Source organism: Chryseobacterium sp. MYb264 (assembly GCF_035974275.1).
Taxonomy (GTDB): domain Bacteria; phylum Bacteroidota; class Bacteroidia; order Flavobacteriales; family Weeksellaceae; genus Chryseobacterium.
Genome location: NZ_CP142422.1, coordinates 500,708 through 517,901, shown reverse-complemented (window position 1 = coordinate 517,901; position 17,194 = coordinate 500,708). Strand labels below are relative to the sequence as shown.

The following is a 17,194-nucleotide window of genomic DNA, read 5'->3' as shown; positions in this document are numbered from 1 at the left end:
TAATGATAAATAATTTGAATTTACTTTAAATAAAGCCTCTTCTATTTCTTATTTGATAATAAATCTTGCTTAATTGAAACTCCATTTTTTTTTATGCTAAGCCATAATTAATTTTAAATTTGTTTAAATCCCTCTAGTATTCAAAATAAATGGAATGATGTTGACAAAAAACCACAATTTTCACAAAACTTAAATATTTACGTATAAATAATGTCATAAATATTTTGAAAAGTACGAAAAAGGATTATTTTTGCATTAATAATAAACTGAATTGAAGAAAATTGTCATTTTTTCATTATTTCTGTCAGGAATTGTTTCTTATGCACAAACGGGAGCAAATGTTTATCCTTTCTTAAACATTCCTGTGTCTGCAAGACAGGCTGCCTTGGGTGGAGATGCAATTACCATACGAGATTATGATGCTTCCTTTGCGATTGCAAACCCGGCGTTGTTAAATAGAGATTCTGATAAACAGCTGTCTGTTAACGGAGCTGCTTATCTGGCAGATTCTAAATACGGAACCATAGCATACGCCAGAGACTTTGATAACGGTCATATGGCCACCGTAAATGCACGGTATATGAGCTACGGAAATATCCCTAGAACAGACGAAAGCGGTTACGAAAACGGAACATTTTCTGCCTCTGATGTTGCCATCGGAGCGGGATATGCCTATCAGTTCGAGGAAGACTGGACTATTGGCGGAGGGCTGAATTTTATCACATCAAAAATAGATAATTATACTTCTTCTGCCATTGCGGGAACTGCCGGAATTACCTATCATAACAAGAAAAGTAAAGAAGTTGCCTCTTTGGTTCTTAGAAATTTCGGATATCAGTTTAAATCTTTTAACGGAACCAGAGAAAATCTTCCTTTCAGAATAGATCTTGGATATACAAGAACCCTGAAAGCAATTCCTTTGGCTATTACGATTACCGCCCACGATTTACAGGAGTTTGATATTTCCTCAGATTATAATGTAAACGGGCAGGAAGTGAATGTAGGAAGAAAAATTGCCGATCACTTTTCTGTAGGTGCAGAACTCTTTCCTGAGAAAAATTTCAATATCCGATTGGGATATAATGTAAAAAGAGGAAACGAACTGGCAGTGGCAGATCAAAGAAACTTCTCCGGACTTTCGGGTGGTTTTGGAATTAAGATTGCGAGATTCCGTTTGGACTACGCGCACATCCGTTACCATAACGCATCTAATGTCAACCAGATAGGAGTCTCAGTTGATTTAAGCAGCCACGCAGGATATTAATTCAGATAACATTGTAAAACAATATAAAACAAAAACCTTAAGAGATTTTCTTAAGGTTTTCTTGGTTTTTAAGAAAAATTCTTGAAATTTGCGGAATGAAAAAACCTGTAATTGCTATCGATGGGTACTCGTCTACCGGAAAAAGTTCAATCTCAAAAGTTATTGCCGATAAATTAGGACTTATTCATCTGGATACGGGCGCTCTTTACCGGGGGGTTACGTGGTTTGCATTACAAAACTGCACAAACGAATCGGGCTCTATAGATTTAGCAAAACTTTTCTCAAGTTTAGAACAAATCGATCTTGAATTTAAAAACAATAAAGGAGAATTAATTCTTTTTCTTAATCACATAGATATTTCAAAACAAATCAGAACCAACGAAGTGTCCGATAATGTAAGTCTGGTGGCCAAGCAGAAGGAGGTAAGAGATTTTCTACTGCAGTCTCAACGTAACTTAGCGGAAAAAGGAGGAATCATTATGGATGGAAGAGATATCGGAACTGTGGTTCTGCCTAATGCCGAATTCAAATTTTTCCTTACAGCAAGCATCGATGAAAGAACCAAAAGAAGATATCTGGAACTCCTGAGCCTTGGTATTGAGGCAGATGAACAACAGGTGAAACATAACCTGATCGAACGTGACAAAATTGACAGCGAAAGAGAAATTGCGCCATTAAGGCAGGCAGATGATGCCATTGTCATCGACAATACCAATCTTACCAAAAGAGAAACCATAGACGCAATTTTATCTCACATTCAAACGATTTAACAACATTTATTGCGACATCGACCTCCTTTGGTATATTAATTGTAGACTTTAAGCATATAGAAACTAATCTTTATTAACTATTAAAAAAACGAAAAATGTCTAGAAAAGGAAACAATACAGCAGGTATATTAGCGGGACTTCTTGCAGGTGCTGCAGCAGGTGTAATTTTAGGAATGCTTTACGCTCCCGAAGAAGGAAAAGAAACAAGAAAAAAAATTAAAACTAAAGCCAACGATCTAAAAGATCAGGCGAAGGACAAATATGGAGAGGTTTCAGAAAAGGTAAAAGATCAGTATAACAATATTTCTTCTACTTTCAAGGAAACAGCTAACAGTGTTGCGCACACGGTAAAAGATGGTTACGATAAGTATAAAGATCAAATTGTGTCTCAGACAACCAATGTGGTTAAAGATGTTGAGGCAGAATTAAACGATCTTAAAAAATAAATAATTTAATCCCTGATTAAATTAGTAAAAGGAGCTTTGACAATTAAAGTTCCTTTTTTTGTAACTTTAAAAAAAAACAATGATAGAGACTATTAAAGAATACGCATCAAAAAGAATTGACCTCTTAAAAATAGAGGCCACTGAAAAGTCTTCCCTTTCTGCTGGAATGATTGCCTATTTCGTAGTACTGCTTGTTGCTTTTGCCTTTTTTATTGTTCTTTTCAATTTTGGAATAGCATTTCTTATCGGTAAAGCACTGAATAATACTTCTTTCGGCTTTCTGATTGTGGCTGCTTTTTATTTTGTAATCATGATTTTTATCGTTATCTTTAAAAATAGGATTGTAAATAGTGTCGCAGACGGTGTTATTAAATTTTTAAACCACTAAACTATGGGGAGAAATTACGAAAATTTAAATGAATTAAGAATAAAGAAGAAGTTGTTGAAAGGTGAGATTGATGATCTTGAAAATCTTTTGACATTTAAAAACACAAAAGAGAGTTTAAGCGCCTTTACCAATGGGATGACAGATCAGTATCTTCAGGAAAAGGTAGACGAAAACGGTGAAGAGAAAGTGGTGATCCGAAAAGATGTTATAGCCAAACAGGTTACCTCAGAAGTAAAAGACATTTTACTGAACAAAAATACAGCCATAGGCATTGCAGGTTCAGCTTTTACAGGAAATGCTTTAGATAGCGTTGTAAGGCTTGGCGTAACCGCTTTGGTAGGAAATTATGCCAAAAAGAATATGAAAAGCTCTAACTGGAAGAAAAAACTTCTGGGAGCTGCCATGATTTATCTTGCTCCAATTGCTTTAAAATATGTGAGAAAACAACTGGAAAGCTATCAGAAAAATAAAAGTGTATCCAGCTTAGAACAACTTATATAATGTTTTTAGAGTTATAGAGTTGGAGGATTTTAGATTTTTATTTTTTCTAAACTCAAACACTCCCACCCTATAACTCTAAAACTCTATTTTCTCTATCGAAAGAGCTGTCCCAAAATAATTCCGGCAGCCATAGAAACATTAAGACTTTCTGTAGACCGGGATTTTCCAAATCTTGGAATCGAAATACGCTGTTGAAGAAGTCTTTCAGTCTCGGGACGCATTCCTTGCCCTTCATTTCCTAATATCAGATTAATCTTCTCGGGTTTCTCAAATGTGTAAATATTCTCACCTTCCATATCGGTTCCTATATTTGTATTTTCGGTTGTGGAAAGATATTCTGCCAAATTCGTGTAGACCACATTTACTCTGGTAAAAGAACCCATACTTGCCATGATTACTTTCGGATTATAAAGATCTACAGTATCTTCGCTGCAAATGATCTGTTCGATTCCAAACCAATCTGCCAAACGGATAATTGTTCCTAAATTTCCCGGATCCTGAATACCATCCAAAACCAATTGAATATTTTTATCTTCCTGTTTTTCCTCTTCATTCAGATAGCAAACCGCTACAGAATCTTTTGGGTGTTGCAGGAAACTAATTTTTTTCAACTCATTTTCAGAGATATGAGTAATAGGCACATCTGTACGGTCCAATTTTTGCGGATCGGTAGATAATATTTCTTTAATTTTAAAGTTAGAATTAAAAAGTTCACAAATGATTTTATTACCTTCAACCAAAAACAAATTGTATTTTTGTCTGAACTTCTTTTTATCTAAAGACTGTAAAATTTTTATTGTATGAGCTGTAAGCATTATAAGAATTCTCCTCAAAAGTATTATAAAATTATTTCATTTGCAACATTTGTTGGTCTCCTGTATGCTTGTAGTACGACGAAGAAAGTTCCTGATGGTGAATATCTGCTGACCAAGAACAGTTTTGAGTTTGAAGATAAAAAAGAAAGTTTTGATGAAGAGCTTAAAAATTATGTACAGCAGAAACCCAATAAAAAACAATTGCTGTTCATGCCATTAGGCTTATTATTTTACAATGCTGCCAATCCCAAGTATGACACCCTTCTTAACGAATACATGACATATCCTAATGAAATGCGAAATCAAAAATTAAGAGATTCCCTTTTCATTAAATATAATATGAAAAGTAGTGTAGGGAAAAGTTTATTGATGGACAGATTATACCATAATTGGGGAAGTCCGCCCGTAATTTTGGATCAGACCAGAACTGAAAAAAGTGCTGAATCTATCGAAAAAAGATTAACTTATAGAGGTTTTTGGGATTCTGAAGTTAAATTTAAACATAATATTGACTCTACAGCAAAAAAAGCAGCCGTAAAATATTTCGTTAAACATAATGATGCCACCTATATAAAAGATTATTACTTTAATATTCCGGATCCAAAAATCAAGGAAGTCTATAAGCAATCGATGTGGGAAACCAATATAAAGGCTGGCCAGATTTTGGATCAGACCGTCCTTGAAAAAGAAGTAACCCGGATTAATGAATTAATGCGTAAGAATGGATATTACAGATTCAACAATTCCAATGAAGAAGTGTATTTCGTGGCAGATTCACTGAAAAGCAGAAAACAGGTTCCACTGACTCTTGAAATTCACAAAGATTCTCTGGATACCCCCTATAAAGTAGCAACCATTGGAAATATTGATGTCGCTGTTGTGAATGAAGCCGGCGATTTTCCAAACAATACAAAAAAAGACAGCTTAAGAAGAGTTCGTTTTCACAAAATGAACAACAACTATAAAAGTTCGTCGCTGTGGCGTGCTATTATCATCGACAGCAAGCAGATCTATGATCAGAAAAAACTCGATGTCACCAAGAGAAATTTCCTGACCATGAACAACTTCAGCATTCTGAAAGCCAGAGATTCCCTGAGACATGGCGGAGGAACCTCTCCTAACGACAGTATTGTAGATGTTCTTTATTTACTGAAACCACTTCCTAAATATGAACTTAAGGTAGGAACCGATGTCAACTATTCCCAACTTCTGAATCTTGGGGTATCTCCTTCAATTGATTTAACAACAAGGAATGTATTCAGAGGTATGGAGAACCTTTCAACAAGCCTTTCAGGAACATTTGGATCAATAAGAAGTACACAGGATATTAATAAAAGAGTGCTCGCATACGAACTTTCAGCACAGGCTTCACTGAACTTTCCGAGACTTCTTCTTCCCTTTGACTATTATAAATTCATCCCGAAAAGATATACGCCGACATCATCCATTGTTCTCGGTGCCTCCATCCAGAATAATATTGGCCTTGGGAGGGTTAATTTCAACACGGGACTCAACTATCAGGCGAATGTAAATGACCAGGTTTATCATAAACTGACCATATTTAATACCCAGTTGAGTTTAACAAAAAATAAATCTGCTTACTACGACTACTTTGTCAATGACAATGCGGTAAGAGAAGAAATTTTTCAGGATTACTTCGCTTATGATCCGGTGGTAAGGGATGATTTTAAAGCAGGTCTACTTACCCGTGATGAAGTATCCCAAAAAATTACAGAAGACAAAACCTATCAGGGAACACTCGATGCAGACGGTCAGGATCTTTATACTGCCTTCAGAGGAACACTGGTTAATAAAGACCGGCAAACTCAGGATGTTCTTATTTCCTCCTTCATCTATAATTTTGTATACAATGAAATTGGTAAAAAAGACTATCCGAATGCCTTTTATTTTAACGGAAAAGTTGAACTTGCAGGAAATGCCTTAAGTATTTTCAATCAGAAAAGAAATGATGGCGGTGGGATTGTTACCAGTCCGCAGCGAACCATTTTCGGCATCCCTTATGCGCAGTTTGTTAAATTTGATATCGATACGAGAAAATATTTTAAGTTCAACAGAAACACATTGGTATTACGCCAGTTTGTAGGGGTGGGTATTCCTTACGGAAATTCTAAAGATATGCCGATTGTAAGATCTTATTTTAATGGTGGATCCAATGACATCCGTGCATGGGTCGCTTTTGGCGGTCTGGGACCTGCAGATTCCCAGGTTGATGAAAGAGTACGTACCTACATGACTGATAATATTAAACTGACAACCAATATAGAATTACGAGTGCCTTTCACCGATATGTACGAAGGAGCACTGTTCACTGATATTGGGAATACCTGGAGCCTGAAAAGCTACAACGACGGCTATGGAGGTGAATTTAAATTCAATAAATTCCTTGGGCAAATGGGAGTCGGCAGCGGATTTGGCTTAAGAGTAAATGTTGCTTATATCACCCTGAGGGTTGATTTGGCCTATAAAATTTATGATCCCAACAAACCGAGTGGTGAAAAATGGAGATTCAGTAATTTCAATCCGTTCAAACCAACACTGAATATCGCATTCGGATACCCTTTCTAATTCTAATCCGGCGAAATCCCCAATGCGAAATATACTACAGCAACCGTTCTGGCGAGTATCTCACGAAACTGGTTTCTGTAGTAGCTTTCGGGCTTTGTGACATCCTGGGCATCAAAACCTAAGGCATTCATATTGTTATTTCTGGCAAAAAGAAGAGCTCTCAGATTATGAAATCCCTGCGAAACGATAATTACATTTTTTTCCTTATAAACATCTTTGCAGCGTAAAATACTTTTATAAGTATTAAAACCTTTAGGGTCTTCAACAATAATATCTTCAGGAACCCCCTCCTGATAGACCAAATAGTTTTTCATGGCAGCCGGTTCATTATAGCCTTTGCTTTTTTCACCGCTTACAATGATTTTTTTTATTTTACCGTGATGATATAATAAAGCAGTGGCATCCATTCTTTTCGTAAAATAGGGATTCGAAACACCGGATTTCATTTTTGGAGAAGTACCCAAAACCAAAGCCACTTCCCGTGGTGGGATTTTAGAAATTTTAGTATAGGTTCTTCCGTCTGTTAACGCAAATACCCACGCATTGGCAAGACATATGATGAGGATACCAATTTCTATTGATATACGACCTAAATTAAATATGTTTCTTATGATTCTCAAGTCAGATCAAAGTTAAGCTTTATTTTTTTAGTTTTCGCTATCGACATACATGCTAAGATATGACCTTTTTCGGCTTCTTTCTCTGTTAAATATTCATTTTCCAGCAACTCGACTTCCCCTTCTTCCAAAACACATTCGCAACTTCCGCATATTCCTGATTTACATGAGTAAGGAACTTCAAATTTCTGAACCAGCAATTGCTGTAGAATCCTCTCTTCATTGTTTGGAAGTTCGGTATGATATTCCTTCCCGAGCATTTTAAACTCTATTTCTACATTTTTAATTAATGGAAACTCTTTTTCTAACGGATAAATATCATCATTAAATTCCTGGAAAAGCTCAAAGTGAATATTTTTCTTCGGAATTCCATGATGATAGCATGCATTGGCAAGCGATTTAATCATTTCTCCCTTTCCGCAGATCAAAACATCGTCTACTGCATCCCAAATAGTAGATTCTTCATCAGTATCGTCTAAATGCAGAATTTGATTAATAATTAAAGCTAATTTTTTCTCATCAAGCCTTCCGTAAAAGAAATTATTCTCCGTTTTCTCTCTTGAATAAAAATAAAAAATCTGCAGTCTGTCTCCGCAAGTTCTTGCAAGATTATCCAAAGTTTCTCTATAAATTAAATCCTCTGAACTTTTATTTCCATAAAATAAAAACAATCGTGTTCGAGGTTCATTATGAAGAATATTTTTAAAATGACTTAAAATAGGTGTGATTCCAATTCCTGCGGCAAACCCAACAATTGTCCGAAATTCGCTTGGCTTTGAAATTAAAGTAAATCTTCCACTCGGCTCACTAACCTGCAATTCGTCTCCAACATTGTAATTTTTGAACAGTTCAGAAGTTGCTCCTTCAGGTGAATTTACTTTTATTCCCAACGCTATTTTTTTCTCATAAGGCGCTGAGGTCATTGAATAATCATTAATGATTTCTTCACCATGAGACTGAAATTTAAGACTTACAAACTGTCCTGCATCAAATTCAAAATTTTCCTTCAAATGCTCAGGAATTTCAAACTCCAAAGAAAAAGTATTTTTGGTCAGTTCTTCCTTTTTCGTTATTTTTAGCCAATGAAACTGCGTAAGTTTCCCTTTATAGATTTGTTGTTCCATACTTCAATTCAAAAATAGATAAAAAATAATTTATGAAGAAGATAATTTTATCCACCCTCGTTCTGTTTGCCGTGGCAAGTTGTAAAAAAGAAAGTACGAAAAATGATAATCCCACCGCTGAAGATTCTCTTTCTGTAGCAGAAAATACTGATGCCACAGGCAGTGCATTCACCTCTCCAGAAATTGCTCCCGAAAAGATCAGTGATTATTTAGCAAAAAATAATGATACACTGTACGTAACTAATTTCTTTGCGACATGGTGCGGACCATGCATGAGAGAAATTCCTCATTTTAAGAATAAGATTCAGGAATTAAAAGGAAAACCTGTAAAATTCACTTTCGTTAATTTGGATGAAAAGAAAGAATGGAACAGTGCTGTTAAAAGGTTTGCTAATGAAAACGGATTGGCGCAAAACATTGTTTTGCTTGACGGAGAAAAACTTGATGAAAATTTCTTCCCGAAAAACTTCAAACAATGGGACGGAAGATCTATTCCTTTCACTTATTTCAGAAAAGGTGATAAAACGGAAGAATTTCTAGGAATGATGACAGAAGGTGAATTGGATAAAAAAATCAATTCTTTCTTACAATAAATTTGACTTTATTATAATGTCAACTCAATTCAGAATCCTGTGTTTGCTTTTAATGATCGCAATTGTTTTCATGGCAGTTATTAATTTAAACACAGGATTTTTAAGTTTAAATATTCAGGATTTTTTTTCAGAATCTTCCAATAGTCAGATTGCGGAAATACGGGTAAACCGTGTTTTAGTGATAATTTTGGCAGGAATTTCCATTCCGACATCAGGGTTTTTAATGCAGGAATATTTTCAGAATCCGCTTGCAGGACCTGACATTTTGGGAATTACTTCTATCGCCAGCTTATCGGTTGCTTTTTATATTTTTTTCTCGCACGATATTCTGATTCCAGAATTTCTTCAAAACAGCTTTTTAAGTTTGGCTGCGATTGCAGGAAGTTTATTATTGATGTTGGTTTTGCTTTCCATGTCGAATAAATTTCAGGATAAATCTTATCTGATTATTTTTGGTTTTTTAGTTTCAGCTTTTGCGGGAGCAATTGTTTCGTTGTTGCAATTTTACGCCGAAAATCAAAGTCTGAAAAACTATATTTTATGGTCTTTCGGAGCAAATAATATGGTAACGAGGAATCAGATTTATGTTTTGTCGATTTTAGTTTTAATCGGATTATTTATTTGTTTTAAAACCATAAAACCATTGATTGGAAATTCTCTGGGAACATCTTACGCACAAAGTTTGGGTGTGAATCTGAATCAATTAAAAATTTTTATCATTGCCGCCTCTTCCCTGCTTTCGGCTTCTATTACAGCATTTCTAGGACCTATCTTATTCATCGGAATTATTGTTCCGCATTTTTGCAGATTGGTTTATAATCCCTCTAAACTTTGGCAACAATGGATTTTGAATATGTTTTTAGGAATGTTGATTATGCTTCTTTTCTCAATTATCGCAGAAAAAACGCAGATTCCGTTGAATGTGATAAGCTCTGTTTTTGGAATTCCTGTCATTTTAATGATGCTTTTGAAACAAAATAAAGTTTAATTTTTGTTGGTTTATCGCAAAGACGCAAAGTTATTTTTATAATCTTTCGTTTTAAGACGCAAGGATTTTATCTTTGATAAAATTTGAAACTGCATATTTGTATTATTCAAATTAGTGTAAAATAAAACGCAACACAAATGACAGAAAATGAATTATCAAAAGTAGTTTTTGAGACAGGACTAAAAATACACAAGAAACTTGGAGCTGGATTATTTGAACATGTTTATGAGGAATGTCTGTTTTATGAATTAACAAAAGCCGGACTTTTCGTTGAAAAACAAAAACTATTTCCAATTATCTATGAAGAATTAAAAATTGAAAATGCTTTCAGATTAGACATGATTGTTGAGAACAAATTAATTTTAGAAATAAAAACAGTTGATTATATCAATACAACTCATAAAGCCCAACTTTTAACTTATCTGAAAATGACAGATTGTAAATTAGGATTATTAATGAATTTTCAAAGTGATCTTTTCAAAAATGGAGTAACGCGAATTATCAACTTTGTATAAATAGCCAGCATTAAAATTTGACAAAGTCAAATTCTTTGTGTCTTAAAACATTATTTTTGTAAAAGAAACTTTGCTCCTTTGCGATAAACCAACAAAATGAGAATCAGAATAACACAGAAACAATTAATTATTACAAATATACTTTTGTTTGTGTCTAGTTTTCTATTACTTCAGTTGGGAAATCAATTTAGATTAAACCACTCATTACATTGGATTTATAGTTCTTCACAACTATTTCATTTATTTATAGGTTTTCCATTTTCGATGATTGGATCAGTTATTTTAGGATACCATAGCTTAAGCAAATCTAAAAAGAATAAATTCTTATATCTATTCTTTAGTATTATGCCAATTTTCATATTTTTATTGATACTCATTTTTAACACTTTTATTAAAAAGAATTAAATGCACCTACAAATCAACCAAGCAAACATCGGCTACAACAAAACTTTAATTTCAAATGCAAATGCCTATTTGAATTTAGGAGAAGTATGCTTGTTGATTGGTAACAACGGTGTCGGAAAAACAACTTTAATAAAATCTATTTTACATCAGATTCCGATTTTGGGCGGAGAAATTTCTATTGATAATAAAAATGTTAAAAATCTTTCTGTTAAAGAAATTGCAGAACATATTGCGGTTGTTTTTTCAAAGTCTATTATTCCGCAAAATTATACGGTTGAAGATTTGATTTCGTTGGGAAAATACATCTATTATCCTTTTTATTTTGAACTTAAAAAAGAAGATCGAGAGGAAGTTTCACATATTATAGAAGAACTGGATTTGGTTCAATACAAAACTACGTTACTTAAAAACCTTTCGGATGGAAATCTTCAAAAAGCTTTTATTGGAAGAGCTTTAACACAAAACTCTCCTATCATTATTCTTGATGAACCAACGACGCATTTAGATGAAAAAAATAAAATAATCATTTTAAAAACGCTTCGAAAATTAGCTCAGGAACAAAACAAGTTAATCCTTTTTTCTTCTCACGATTGGCGTTTGGCAAAGGAATTTGCAGACAAGATTTGGTATGTAAAAGACAATCACTTGTATTCCGGAATTGTAGAAGATATTTTGCTTCAACATGAAGAATTAACGAATGCTTCTTTGTTTCAAATGAATGACAATTTTGTAGCGCCAAAAATCATCGCACCGGATTTTTATAAAGAAATGTTGTATTCTTTGCTTCAAAAAAATTTTCAAAAAGATCTTTCTTCTCTACATTTTGAATTTCAAAACAACTTTTGGTTAATTTCCAACGATTCTTCAAAACAACAATGCGAATCCTTTGAGGAAATCATTAATTTCGTGAAAACCATTTACTAATACGCGGTTTTATTTATTTAATCCACATACTATGCATGCATAGTATTATGCTAATCATATAATTTAATCTATTTATTATCAGATTATTAACAAATTTTAACGTTAATAAATACTATGCATGCATAATATTTACTACATTTGAATATAACCATTTCAACAAAATTTTGATGGATAATAACAAGGATAAAATAGAAAATGTAGATCTAATTTTGAAGCAGACTTGGTTAGCTGTTTCAAAAATGTACACAGAATTGGCACAGGAGCACGATTCTACGGCTGTTCAAGCCCTTACTCTTCTTAAAATCGACCCGAAAGAAGGAACAAGAAGTACGAATTTAGGTCCAAAAATGGCTATCGAACCAACTTCCCTTACAAGAATCATTAAACTTCTCGAGGACAACGGATATATTTATAAGGAAAAAACAACAACCGATAAACGTGAAGTGATCATTAAACTTACAGATAAAGGTTTAAATTCCAGAAACATGTCTAAAGAAGTTGTTGTAAATTTCAACAAGAGAATCATGGAGAAAATTGCTCCCGAAAAACTGGAAACTTTTAAGGAAGTAATGACCGAAATCATGAAGATTGCAACGGATTTAAACAACAGAAAATAGAATCTAAAGTCAATTATTCTGATGAAGGAAAAATCTATTCATTTTATTCAGAATGATAAAAGAATTAATACAATTACAAATAATAAATCAAATGAAAAGAAGAATCAAACACGTTACAGTTCTTGGTTCAGGAATTATGGGAAGCGGTATTGCGGCGCACTTTGCCAACATTGGTGTAGAAGTTTCGCTCTTGGATATCGTTCCTTTTGAACTGACTGAAGCAGAGCAGAAAAAAGGTTTGACCAAAGATGATAAAGCGGTAAGAAACAGAATCGCTTCAGAAAACTTTGAGAAACTGAAGAAATCGAGTCCGGCACTACTCTATTCTCCAAAATTTGCGGATAGAATTAAGGTTGGAAACTTTGACGATGATTTACCTAAAATAAAAAATACAGACTGGATTATTGAAGTGGTGGTTGAAAGACTCGACATTAAAAAATCAGTCTACGAAAAAATCGAACAGTTCAGAAAACCCGGAACTTTAGTTTCTTCAAACACTTCCGGAATTCCGATTAATATGTTGGTGGAAGGGAGAAGTGATGATTTCAAGCATTATTTTGCGGGAACACACTTTTTTAACCCTGTGAGATATCTTCCTCTTTTAGAGATTATTCCAACAAACGACACCAATCCGGAAATCATTGATTTCTATATGAACTACGGAGCAAAATTCTTAGGAAAAACAACTGTTTTAGCCAAAGATACTCCGGCATTTATTGCGAACAGAATCGGGGTTTTCTCGATGATGGATTTGCTTCATAATGTTCAGAAATTAGGTTTAACGGTTTCTGAAGTTGATAAATTGACAGGTCCGGTAATCGGTCGTCCAAAATCTGCGACGTTCAGAACTGCAGATGTTGTTGGTTTAGATACTTTAGTGATGGTTGCAAACGGTGTTCGTCAAAGCGGTGTTGAAGCCAACGATTTCAATAATGTTTTTGCCCTTCCTGATTATATCCAGAAAATGGTTGATAATAAATGGTTAGGTTCTAAAACTGAACAAGGTTTCTATAAAAAAGTGAAAAACGCAGAAGGAAAATCTGAAATTCACGGGTTAAATCTTGATACGTTGGAATACGAACTTCAAGGAAAATCTTCTTTCCCTACTTTAGAATTAACTAAAAATATTGATAAGCCAATTGACAGATTTAAAGTATTAATTGGTGGAAAAGACAAAGCAGGAGAGCTTTACAGAAAATCTTTAGGAGCATTATTCGCTTATGTGTCGCATAAAGTTCCTGAAATTTCTGATGAAGTTTACAAAATCGATGATGCCATGAGAGCAGGTTTCGGTTGGGAAAACGGACCGTTTGAAATCTGGGATGCTGTTGGCGTTCAAAAAGGTATTGAATTAGCGACAGAAGCAGGTTATCAGGTTTCAGACTGGGTAAGAAATGTTGAGACTTTCTATAAAGTTAATGATGAAGGACAAAGCATTTATGTTGATAAAAATTCAGGAGAATATAATAAAATTCCGGGACAGGATGCTTTCATTATTTTAGATAATATCAGAAAAAATAAAACGCTTTGGAGCAATTCAGGTGCTGCCATCGAAGATTTAGGCGATGGAATTATCAATTTTGAGATTCGTTCTAAAATGAACTCTCTGGGAGGCGAAGTTTTGGATGGCTTGAACAGAGCGATTGATTTAGCTGAAAAAGAATACGACGGTTTAGTTGTCGGAAATCAAGGGACAAATTTCTCTGTGGGAGCGAATTTAGCGATGATTTTAATGATGGCAATCGAACAGGATTGGGATGATTTGAATATGGCCATTGCCTATTTCCAAAAATCCATGATGAGAGTTCGCTACTCCTCTATTCCTGTTGTCGTTGCCCCTCACGGAATGACGCTTGGGGGCGGTTGCGAAATGACCATGCACGCTGACAGAGTGGTTGCAGCCGCAGAAACATACATCGGACTGGTTGAAACCGGAGTTGGTGTAATTCCCGGTGGTGGTGGAACGAAAGAATTGACTTTGAGAACTTCAAGAGAATTCCACAACGACGATGTTAAAAACAACAGACTTCGTGAGGCTTTCATGAATATCGCTATGGGTAAAGTAGCAACTTCCGCTTACGAAGCCTACGATATGGGAATTCTTGAAAAGGGAAAAGATATCGTTTCCGTAAGCAAAAACAGACAGATTGCAGAAGCTAAAAAAGTAGCAAAATTATTGGCTGAACAAGGCTATACTCAACCTATCGAGCAAAAAGTAAAAGTTTTAGGTAAAGATGCATTAGGAATGTTCTACGTAGGAACCGACCAAATGTTAACCGGAAATTATATCTCTGAGCATGACAAAAAAATCGCAGATAAATTAGCCAACGTTATGGTCGGAGGAAATCTTTCTGAACCAACTGTTGTAACTGAACAATATTTATTGAATCTTGAAAGAGAAACTTTCTTACAGCTTTGTGGGGAGAGAAAAACGTTGGAGAGAATTCAGTATATGTTACAGAATGGTAAACCACTAAGAAACTAGATTTTTCTGTAAAATGTAAAAAGTATTAATGTATTAACGATGCACAACTTTAGAGATTTAGAAGTTTGGACAAAATCGATGAAACTTTGTAAAATATTTTACTTGGCTTCTAATAATTTTCCAAAAGATGAAATGTTTGGATTGACTTCACAATCAAGAAGGAGTCTATATTCAATCCCTTCTAATATTTCTGAAGGTGCAGGACGAGATACAAACGCTCAATTTTCACATTTTCTGAATATTGCATTAGGCTCTTCATTCGAATTTGAAACTCAAATCTTAATTGCTAACGATTTGGGATTCTTTAAAAATGATGATTTTAATATTATTTATTCTGAAATAAAGCATATACAAAATATGTTGGCAAAATTGAAGCAGAAATTTAATACTTAAACATTTTAATCATAAATACATTTTACGTAAATACATTAATACAACTAAATGAAAACAGCATATATAGTAAAGGGTTTCAGAACTGCCGTTGGAAAAGCTCCAAAAGGGAGTTTAAGATTTACAAGACCCGATGTAATGGCGGCAACCGTAATTGAAAAATTAATGGCTGAACTTCCGCAATTAGACAAAAACAGAATCGATGACCTTATCGTAGGAAACGCAATGCCGGAAGCTGAACAAGGCTTAAATGTGGCTCGTTTGATTTCCCTGATGGGTTTAAATACAGACAAAGTTCCCGGAGTTACTGTTAACAGATATTGTGCATCAGGAAGTGAGGCGATTGCGATTGCTTCTGCAAAAATTCAGGCAGGAATGGCTGATTGTATTATTGCAGGAGGTACAGAATCAATGTCTTATATTCCGATGGGTGGTTACAAACCGGTTCCGGAAACAGATATCGCCAAAACAAACCCTGATTATTATTGGGGAATGGGTTACACGGCAGAAGAAGTTGCAAAACAATACAATATTACCAGAGAAGAACAGGATCAGTTTGCTTTTGAATCTCACATGAAAGCTTTAAAAGCGAATCAGGAAGGTAAATTTGCGAATCAGATTGTTCCGATTCCTGTTGAATATAATTTCTTGGATGAAAATCAGAAAATGCAGACTAAAAAGTTTGATTTCTCTGTTGATGAAGGCCCAAGAGCAGATACATCTTTGGCTGGTTTGGCTAAATTAAGACCGGTTTTCGCTAACGGAGGAAGTGTAACAGCCGGAAACTCTTCTCAGATGAGTGACGGAGCAGCTTTCGTGATGGTCATGAGCGAAGAAATGGTAAAAGAATTAGGATTGCAACCTGAAGCAAGATTAGTCGCTTATGCAGCTGCAGGACTTGAACCAAGAATCATGGGAATGGGACCGATTTATGCGATTCCAAAAGCGTTGAAACAAGCCGGATTAGAATTAAAAGATATTGAATTAATCGAATTAAACGAAGCTTTTGCTTCTCAATCTGTTGCTATTAAAAAAGAATTAGGATTAAATCCTGATATTTTAAATGTAAACGGAGGAGCAATCGCTCTTGGTCACCCACTTGGATGTACCGGAACAAAATTAACCGTTCAGCTTCTTGACGAAATGAGAAAACGCGGAAACAAATACGGAATGGTTTCTATGTGTGTTGGAACAGGACAGGGAGCAGCGAGTATATTTGAATTGCTTTAAAGACGAAAAGAGAATAGACAGATAGATTATAGATTAGAAACATACAGGAAATGATGAATGATTTTAAAAGACACAATTTTAAAAAGCTTAAAATTTGGCAAATGGGTATGGAAATATCAAGGCACACGTTAGACCTTACCGATACATTTCCAACTTATGAAAAGTATGGTTTGAAAAGTCAAATAGATCGATGCTCAATCTCCATTCCTTCAAATATAGCCGAAGGTTCAAGTAGAACAAATAAGTCTTTTAGTCATTTTTTAGATATTTCTTTAGGTTCATCGTTTGAATTGCAAACACAAATATTGTTAGCAAATCATAGAAAATATTTATCTGATGAAAAATGTGAATTCTTTGAAATTAAAATTGAAGAATTTCAAAGGGCAACAATGGTATTTCAAAATATGCTTAACAAACCAGATAAATAGATAATAGATTGATAGAAAATAGACGATCCATTGATTTTTATAGGGAACTAAAAAGTCTATCCTCAATCCGTCTATTATCTAAATAGTCTAAAAAAAAATAAGAAAAAA

Annotated in this window: 18 protein-coding genes; 15 read left to right on the top strand and 3 right to left on the bottom strand. The window is 34.4% G+C overall.

Going from position 1 to position 17,194, the window contains the following annotated elements:
• The first annotated feature begins 271 nt into the window (after nucleotides 1-271).
• The 5 genes from porQ to VUJ46_RS02215 all read left to right on the top strand — a co-directional run bounded on the left by porQ (nucleotide 272) and on the right by VUJ46_RS02215 (nucleotide 3,369).
• Nucleotides 272-1,264, top strand: coding sequence for a type IX secretion system protein PorQ (gene porQ, locus VUJ46_RS02235; protein ID WP_326983388.1), 993 nt, complete (start codon nucleotides 272-274; stop codon nucleotides 1,262-1,264).
• 95 nt (nucleotides 1,265-1,359) lie between these two features.
• Nucleotides 1,360-2,034 (top strand): (d)CMP kinase, encoded by a 675-nt coding sequence (cmk, locus tag VUJ46_RS02230; RefSeq protein ID WP_326983387.1) that lies wholly within the window; start codon nucleotides 1,360-1,362, stop codon nucleotides 2,032-2,034.
• A gap of 95 nt (nucleotides 2,035-2,129) precedes the next feature.
• A complete protein-coding gene (locus tag VUJ46_RS02225; protein ID WP_326983386.1) occupies nucleotides 2,130-2,480 on the top strand; it encodes a YtxH domain-containing protein in 351 nt (116 codons plus the stop codon).
• A 79-nt stretch (nucleotides 2,481-2,559) separates the two neighbouring features.
• Nucleotides 2,560-2,868, top strand: coding sequence for a phage holin family protein (locus VUJ46_RS02220; RefSeq protein WP_326983385.1), 309 nt, complete (start codon nucleotides 2,560-2,562; stop codon nucleotides 2,866-2,868).
• A gap of 3 nt (nucleotides 2,869-2,871) precedes the next feature.
• A complete protein-coding gene (locus tag VUJ46_RS02215; protein ID WP_326983384.1) occupies nucleotides 2,872-3,369 on the top strand; it encodes a phosphoribosyl-ATP pyrophosphatase in 498 nt (165 codons plus the stop codon).
• A 92-nt stretch (nucleotides 3,370-3,461) separates the two neighbouring features.
• Here VUJ46_RS02215 and VUJ46_RS02210 read toward each other — a convergent pair whose 3' ends face one another.
• Nucleotides 3,462-4,184, bottom strand: a complete 723-nt coding sequence (locus VUJ46_RS02210; RefSeq protein WP_326983383.1) for a TrmH family RNA methyltransferase — start codon at nucleotides 4,182-4,184, stop codon at nucleotides 3,462-3,464.
• Here VUJ46_RS02210 and tamL point away from each other — a divergent pair.
• Entirely contained in the window at nucleotides 4,170-6,770 is a 2,601-nt protein-coding gene (tamL, locus tag VUJ46_RS02205) for a translocation and assembly module lipoprotein TamL (RefSeq protein ID WP_326983382.1), read from the top strand. The genes VUJ46_RS02210 and tamL overlap by 15 nt on opposite strands.
• 2 nt (nucleotides 6,771-6,772) lie before the next feature.
• Here the strand turns inward: tamL and VUJ46_RS02200 are convergent, their stop codons facing one another.
• Together VUJ46_RS02200 and VUJ46_RS02195 are read right to left on the bottom strand one after the other, a co-directional pair.
• On the bottom strand, nucleotides 6,773-7,384 hold the full coding sequence (locus VUJ46_RS02200; protein ID WP_442784949.1) for a SanA/YdcF family protein: 612 nt from the start codon (nucleotides 7,382-7,384) through the stop codon (nucleotides 6,773-6,775).
• A 2-nt stretch (nucleotides 7,385-7,386) separates the two neighbouring features.
• A complete protein-coding gene (locus VUJ46_RS02195) occupies nucleotides 7,387-8,511 on the bottom strand; it encodes a ferredoxin--NADP reductase (RefSeq protein ID WP_326983380.1) in 1,125 nt (374 codons plus the stop codon).
• Between the two features lie 32 nt (nucleotides 8,512-8,543).
• Between VUJ46_RS02195 and VUJ46_RS02190 the strand changes: the two genes are divergently transcribed.
• The 9 genes from VUJ46_RS02190 (at nucleotide 8,544) to VUJ46_RS02150 (ending at nucleotide 17,086) form a co-directional block, all read left to right on the top strand.
• The gene (locus VUJ46_RS02190) at nucleotides 8,544-9,104 is read left to right on the top strand and encodes a TlpA family protein disulfide reductase (RefSeq protein ID WP_326983379.1); all 561 of its coding nucleotides are present in this window, start codon (nucleotides 8,544-8,546) and stop codon (nucleotides 9,102-9,104) included.
• A 16-nt stretch (nucleotides 9,105-9,120) separates the two neighbouring features.
• Nucleotides 9,121-10,092, top strand: coding sequence for an iron ABC transporter permease (locus VUJ46_RS02185; RefSeq protein WP_326983378.1), 972 nt, complete (start codon nucleotides 9,121-9,123; stop codon nucleotides 10,090-10,092).
• A 137-nt stretch (nucleotides 10,093-10,229) separates the two neighbouring features.
• Entirely contained in the window at nucleotides 10,230-10,607 is a 378-nt protein-coding gene (locus VUJ46_RS02180; RefSeq protein ID WP_326983377.1) for a GxxExxY protein, read from the top strand.
• Between the two features lie 405 nt (nucleotides 10,608-11,012).
• On the top strand, nucleotides 11,013-11,936 hold the full coding sequence (locus VUJ46_RS02175; protein ID WP_326983376.1) for an ABC transporter ATP-binding protein: 924 nt from the start codon (nucleotides 11,013-11,015) through the stop codon (nucleotides 11,934-11,936).
• A gap of 167 nt (nucleotides 11,937-12,103) precedes the next feature.
• Nucleotides 12,104-12,553: a MarR family winged helix-turn-helix transcriptional regulator gene (locus tag VUJ46_RS02170; protein WP_326983375.1), complete on the top strand. Its 450-nt coding sequence runs from the start codon at nucleotides 12,104-12,106 to the stop codon at nucleotides 12,551-12,553.
• Between the two features lie 91 nt (nucleotides 12,554-12,644).
• The gene (locus VUJ46_RS02165; RefSeq protein ID WP_326983374.1) at nucleotides 12,645-15,038 is read left to right on the top strand and encodes a 3-hydroxyacyl-CoA dehydrogenase/enoyl-CoA hydratase family protein; all 2,394 of its coding nucleotides are present in this window, start codon (nucleotides 12,645-12,647) and stop codon (nucleotides 15,036-15,038) included.
• Between the two features lie 39 nt (nucleotides 15,039-15,077).
• Nucleotides 15,078-15,431: a four helix bundle protein gene (locus tag VUJ46_RS02160; protein WP_326983373.1), complete on the top strand. Its 354-nt coding sequence runs from the start codon at nucleotides 15,078-15,080 to the stop codon at nucleotides 15,429-15,431.
• 48 nt (nucleotides 15,432-15,479) lie between these two features.
• Entirely contained in the window at nucleotides 15,480-16,658 is a 1,179-nt protein-coding gene (locus tag VUJ46_RS02155) for a thiolase family protein (protein ID WP_326983372.1), read from the top strand.
• A 53-nt stretch (nucleotides 16,659-16,711) separates the two neighbouring features.
• Nucleotides 16,712-17,086: a four helix bundle protein gene (locus VUJ46_RS02150; RefSeq protein WP_326985066.1), complete on the top strand. Its 375-nt coding sequence runs from the start codon at nucleotides 16,712-16,714 to the stop codon at nucleotides 17,084-17,086.
• Nucleotides 17,087-17,194: the final 108 nt, after the last annotated feature.